Below are 5,720 nucleotides of genomic sequence, written 5' to 3'. Positions count from 1 at the left end.
TTCAAGCAGTCCAATCCGCACTGAACCATCGTCCCAGACGTATTCTGAACTATCTTCGCCCATGCGATTACTACCGATGCATGGCGTAACAGACTAGACCACTATCAAGAATTCGTTATCATCGTTGCACTTGACTTGAAAATTGAGGGTGGAAATAGTCCTCAACAATTGGCATCGCTTCTTGCACGTCGTAATAGATAGCGCCGAACATAAAGTTAGTGCCACTTTGCCGCAGGTTGGCGGCTGCCTTGCTGTTGGGCGGAGTTTTTGCCATCACTAAGCTAATAATGGCGGTATAGTACTTTTTTTTGATACTATTGATCGCGAATCCGAGCGCTTCTGTATCTAAAGCGCTAACTTCGGTGATTGTATCAAAGTAGGTGAGAATTTCACCCTGGTCTTCTAGCGTGAGGCTAGCAAATACAGGGTCGTCCTCCGGGAAAAGTGGGCTGTTTTGCCACTGCAGACTGGTTCTCAGGCCTTTGGCCAACATTAGCCGTAACCCCCGGGGTAGACCGGTGATTGCTGCTTCAAACTGAGTCAGGACGGCTAGAACTGCCTCACGGGTTTGCTCTGTGACCGGTCCTCGCCCCAGTAATTCCAGCTCCGCGCGGTAGCGGTGAAAAAGGCTGAACTGATCGGTGGTCATACCGGCGGCGTAGAAAGGCAGCGCCAATTTTTCAAGTAAGGTCAACGTTTTGAGAAAGCCTAACTGCGTGCGACCTTGTTCAAAGCGCGATTGGGTTGAGAGATTCCAATCGCCCAACACGGCTTTCATGGGCAGACCCAGCTGCTTGCGGCGTTTCGCTAGAACCGGCCCCGTTAACAGATTCTCATCCAGCGAAAGCTGCCAGTCCGCCGGGATAGCGGACTTCAGGTTGGGATTGTGTTGGCTGGGGCGGGTTAAGCTGCATTGATGCTGGAGCGCAAGCAGATAGTCGGCCAGCGGCCTTGCACCAATCTGCTGAAGCGCCAAAACCAGCGATGAAATATCCTCCCCTCGTGCCAACGCGATGAGTGCGCGCAGTTGGGGGGCGACGTTGTTGAAAAAGGTGACCAAGGTCGGATCTTGCAGAATCTTGGTGAGATCGCTCGCAACCAGCGCGTGGAGCTCAGAATCGGCCTTGGCCAGCGCCAAGCTCCCCAGCAGCCAGAGGTTATAGTTTTGTTTACCCAGCTGCCGACCTTTCAGCGCCGTGGCGCGCTGCCAGAGCAGCGTTTTTAACTCGCTGCTGGCAAAAGGCAACGTCGCCACCAACAAAAATTCTTCAAAATTGTACCAGTTTACCGGATCACCTAGTCGATCTGCCAATTCTTGCTCGAAGTGAGCCCCTAGCTGACGGGGACTATCAAGCGGTTCATCTAGCCAGGTGCTAGCGGTTTGGACTAGCGCCACCAAGGTTTCAGGTAAGGTGCCTTGCGCTAGGTAGGCGGTGACCGTTTGCTTGATTTGGCCCCGATGACCTAACACAAAATCATTGAGGATGCTTGGAAACGTGCGCTGATGGCGGCGCATGGCATCCGTGATGTCGTAGGCGTCCATGCCAATGTTAAACATGAGCTGAGCGGCGGCGTTCACTGAAATATCGGCCAAACCCCGCTCAAAGCGGGAGACCGAGGCGCTGCTTAAACCGCGTCCGGCCTGGCGTACGCCGATGCCGCGGCTGGTGCGAAAATGCTGGAAATATTGACCCACCCATGTTTCCATTTCTAAGCTCCTTTTTACGAGGCGTTAACGATAGATTAAGTATGCGCCGCCCTGCGATGACGTTCAACCATGAGTCGGTTAGTTTGTCTGCCGGGCCGAATTCGTATTCGAGGGGGATGATTATAGCTTGCGTTTTTAGTTGACCATCGTTATCATTAACGGTGGTATACCAACTCATTTTATATTTAAAAAATGATTAGCTAATCAATTGAACAGATTTGAACGCGTAGGAGTTGCATATTCGCAACACCTCAATCGTGGTGAAAATCTGGCAAGAGATTGGCTATTTTTTATGCAAAAATTTTGGGGGATCAACATGAATCAATCAAGCTCAAACCAATTGCACTCTGGCCAACTGATGACTTTGAAGTCAGAGGCTAGTCGCATCAAAACGGCGGCGGATTGCGTGTCCGCGGCACCAGAAGTGATGGCCCAGCTGAATACACCACAGCTGATTTCAGTGTTAAAACTGATCATCAGTGAAGTCGGACCCTTGGATCAGGCCCGGAAGGTGATTGAAGACTTACCATTATTAAAGGCATTTCGAATTGGCCCAAAACCGGGAGAAACAATTTCGACTGATACCAATCTTGCCTTTGCCACCGATAATCTTCATCGGCTCGTGGCAGCCCAGAAACAGCGGGTGGCCAAAGCCATCGACCGGGAGCTGGTCGCGAAGGCAACAACCCAGCAAGAGAACCAAACCGCGCTTCAGGTTGAGCTAGAGGAGCGCATGTTTAGTCAGTTGGCCCACACGGTGCTGCGCCCCGACGCCATCAGGGTTGATGCTTCTCAGCAGTGTTTGATCTATGATGCAGATTCACCTGAGTTCACGGCATTCCACTTTCATGGAGTGCCGGTTGATTTTGAGGCACTACTTGATGAGCAAGTGCTGACCCCTTATCAGGAACATTTAAGTGCGTATCAGCGCTATCAAGACTATAAAAATGATTTCGATCAGGCCCGCAGCTTTGCGCAGTATCAAATGGCGCAGCATGCACCAGCGTCCACCAGTAAGCCGAGTCTGACCGAGTACTTGCAAGATTTTTACCGGGAATGGAACGCTGGCGCTGATGGTCGGTTCGGGGCCTGGTTTGGGCAAATTAGCGACGTTCGGTTGCGGGCGAATTGGTATGAACTGGCGCAAAAAGACACTGCTGACGCGACCCTGAACAGTTTTTATGAGGAATTAGATGATACTAAAATCTATCATGACGGGGGCTCACTTGGCTCGATGTTGGCGGATAGTCGACGCCAGCTCGCAACCAATCTGGCAACAATTGAAACCAATTCCGCCGTCCACCCACTGATGGCGGCTCACCCTGAGTGCAGCACTTCTGCCTTGGTAGCACATTATTTTGCTTCTTTGCAGGAGGAACAATTACTGCTTTGGTATCAGATGCGCACCTTACACGAACGGTTGCTTGCGGCGGGCCGATTAGGGTTGAGCCTCTTGCCATCAGCGTTGCAGCAGGGCGACAACCGGGTGAGTTTCTATGCGGGGCTGATTGAAGCCCTGGAGACTGGCCAGGTTGATTCGTGGCAAGACTTGCTGACGTGGATGCAGACCAATCAAGGCCGACGGGAACTGCCGAGCCTCAGCCAAGCCGAGTTGCGGCAATTGGTTAGCAGGGAACAAGCCCTGCAGTGTCACCAATCTTGGTTAACTGGAGGGCAGTGTCCGGAGTTGCTCAGTGCCTTGATGCCAGCTGGGGTTGAGGCCTTGAACTCCCAGATTGAAGCGATGACACAGGCGGCGGCTACGATTGCCAGCCCGGATGCCACCTTAGCTATGGTGGCGGCGGCGCAAACGAAAGTGCTTGCTCTACTTACTTCGTTAGATGATTAGCAATTGTCCCATCATGCGCCTGGTGATTGTGACCGAAGCAGTAAAGAATTAACCCATATTGGCGGTGCCCGAAAAAGGTGTCGCTTTTTTATTGCCGCGATTGATTCTCACAGCAAGCAGTCAGCCGGCTCGACTATGCTTAGCAGCGTTGGCTTACCGGCCATCATGCTGGACTAGGGGTATGAATGGAACGAGCCAAATCTGCTTGTGACCTTACAGAAAAAGACCTCATCATCAGCATGATGAGGTCCGAAGGCGGGGATATTCCACGGATCTTGCTTCCCCGTGAGGCCGTGGCCATTCTGGGGTAACATTTTTCAAACGATAGGGTTCAGGTCGGCCGACCAGAGCCATAAAACTGCACGGTTGGATTTTTCCCCGAGTGAAAGACTAGGAGATAATCTGCTCTCTGATACACCGATTGATGGCAGTTAGCCGTTGGGTCGGCATGACGCGGCTGGGCAGTTGATGATAATACTGCACAAAAGCGTCAATGCTAGTGAAGCCCTCCGGTTCCGCACCGAATTGTCCAAGGTGATCCAGGTGGTGATTCAAATCAACAATGGTGTTGGCTTCACCATGCGGGTAAACATAAACCACGAAGCCATGCAGGTACGGCGGAATCTTAAGATGTTGACTCAATAAGTCGCGCAACTGTGTTTTGGCTGTGCGTACCTGCTCTGTTGGATTGCTGTAGCCGAGACGCACCGTTAACGGCCGATTCCGGTGGGCAATTAGCGTATAAGGGGAATCTTGGCTTAACTTGCGAATCATTGATGGGAGAGCGGCTTCGACGAGCGGCCAGAATCTTTCACACTCACTCTTAAGCTGCTGATTTCAAACTTGGTGGTAAACCGTGCCTGCCCAGTACTTTGTTTCAAGCATGAACACCCCGCGGCGACTCGTGATGAGGTGATCGATTTGCCGAACGGGACCATTGGTGATGGAATGAAAAAACACATTGGGGAAAATCGTGATTCTGTCATCAGAATGGGCGGCAGAGAGTCCTTTTAGTCGCTGATAGGTGAGATATTCACCACGGTTGGTGTAAGGCCGCTCCGCCATCAACTTGCACCTCCTTTCGCTGTCGTTGACCTGACCGGCTTTAACTATTCTGCCTTCAGAACGGTCGGTCCTTGGCCATCGCCGTACCAAGTGACACTAGCAGTGTTAGGCGTTAGTTCAGCTAGTTTACTGGCGAGGGAATCAAAATCGATGGTCACGGTATCCCCTGGGCGATATTTTAACGTGTTGTTTCTGATGTCCCAAAGGGCGTTCACTGCATCAGGCTCAAGCATTGTGCCCATCAGTTGCGAAATCTGGCTAAGCGTTGGTTGATCGAGGTAGATGCCTTTGATCGTATCCTCAGTGCCTTCCCAACCCGTCATATGGATATAAAGATGATTAGTGAGTAGCTCACGGACGTTAATGGCTTTAGGTTTGGGCATATGCGCAAAGTTCTTGTTGATTTCGACACCGAATCCCGAGCTATCGTAGACAGATAAATTTGCATGGTAGCCAGGTTTATCGTAGCCCAAGTTTTCATTACTGCCTGCAGAAGGATTGACCGTGAGATCATCTAAATCGCTGGCTACGTTATCAAGCGCAGCTTTTTGTTCTCCAGTCAGGGCGATACCAGAATCGTAGTAAGTTTCAAACATATCCGGGAAACCAAGGGGACCGAAAGAGGCGTAGCCGTCAACCGTTTGCTTTTCGTTGGGAATTTTCTCGGCTGTTTCTTTGACCTTAATAATGGCCAGCACCGTCGCGGGATCCGCGCCATCCTGTTTGGCTAGATAGGTGGCAATATTAGTCAACAGTGTCGGTTTGTCCCAGTCCACTATTGGATGCTCTTTCGTCCCCACCAGTGAAAGGGTAATGCCTTTGAAAATGGCCTTAGTTTTTTTCTGCAGGGCTTTTTCTTCAGCTGTCAGCTTTTTTGCTTTTTGACTCGCTGCTTTTGCGCTTTTGGTTTGTGTTTTGTTTTTGACGCTGCTCTTAGATGCTGAAGAAGTGCCTCAATTTTCAAGTCAAGTGCAACGATGATAACGAATTCTTGATAGTGGTCTAGTCTGTTACGCCATGCATCGGTAGTAATCGCATGGGCGAAGATAGTTCAGAATACGTCTGGGACGATGGTTCAGTGCGGATTGGACTGCTTGA

At 50.9% G+C, this 5,720-nt stretch carries 5 protein-coding genes; 1 reads left to right on the top strand and 4 read right to left on the bottom strand.

The window, feature by feature from the left end; translation table 11 throughout:
* Positions 1 to 118: 118 nt before the first annotated feature.
* Positions 119 to 1,708, bottom strand: coding sequence for a helix-turn-helix domain-containing protein (locus EKM90_RS12530; RefSeq protein ID WP_125583128.1), 1,590 nt, complete (start codon positions 1,706 to 1,708; stop codon positions 119 to 121).
* 292 nt (positions 1,709 to 2,000) lie between these two features.
* On the opposite strand from EKM90_RS12530, the gene EKM90_RS12525 reads away from it, so the two are divergent.
* A complete protein-coding gene (locus tag EKM90_RS12525; protein WP_164507999.1) occupies positions 2,001 to 3,557 on the top strand; it encodes a hypothetical protein in 1,557 nt (518 codons plus the stop codon).
* 390 nt (positions 3,558 to 3,947) lie between these two features.
* Here the strand turns inward: EKM90_RS12525 and EKM90_RS12520 are convergent, their stop codons facing one another.
* From EKM90_RS12520 to EKM90_RS12510, 3 genes are all read right to left on the bottom strand, one after another.
* Positions 3,948 to 4,331, bottom strand: coding sequence for a hypothetical protein (locus tag EKM90_RS12520; protein ID WP_125583124.1), 384 nt, complete (start codon positions 4,329 to 4,331; stop codon positions 3,948 to 3,950).
* Between the two features lie 63 nt (positions 4,332 to 4,394).
* Positions 4,395 to 4,622 (bottom strand): nuclease-related domain-containing protein, encoded by a 228-nt coding sequence (locus EKM90_RS12515; RefSeq protein WP_125583122.1) that lies wholly within the window; start codon positions 4,620 to 4,622, stop codon positions 4,395 to 4,397.
* Between the two features lie 44 nt (positions 4,623 to 4,666).
* A complete protein-coding gene (locus tag EKM90_RS12510) occupies positions 4,667 to 5,398 on the bottom strand; it encodes a hypothetical protein (RefSeq protein WP_125583120.1) in 732 nt (243 codons plus the stop codon).
* Positions 5,399 to 5,720 lie beyond the last annotated feature (322 nt).

Origin of the sequence: Lacticaseibacillus suibinensis (assembly GCF_003946175.1) — a bacterium.
In the GTDB taxonomy this organism is placed as follows: domain Bacteria; phylum Bacillota; class Bacilli; order Lactobacillales; family Lactobacillaceae; genus Lacticaseibacillus; species Lacticaseibacillus suibinensis.
The sequence above is the reverse complement of the archived record's forward strand: the minus strand, read 5'-3'. Positions and strand labels throughout refer to the sequence as shown.

Excerpts from the sequence above, each read along its gene's own strand:
- EKM90_RS12520 (WP_125583124.1), bottom strand. The coding sequence starts at position 4,331 with ATGATTCGCAAGTTAAGCCAAGATTCCCCTTATACGCTAATTGCCCAC.
- EKM90_RS12525 (WP_164507999.1), top strand. The coding sequence starts at position 2,001 with ATGCAAAAATTTTGGGGGATCAACATGAATCAATCAAGCTCAAACCAA.
- EKM90_RS12530 (WP_125583128.1), bottom strand. The coding sequence starts at position 1,708 with ATGGAAACATGGGTGGGTCAATATTTCCAGCATTTTCGCACCAGCCGC.
- EKM90_RS12515 (WP_125583122.1), bottom strand. The coding sequence starts at position 4,622 with ATGGCGGAGCGGCCTTACACCAACCGTGGTGAATATCTCACCTATCAG.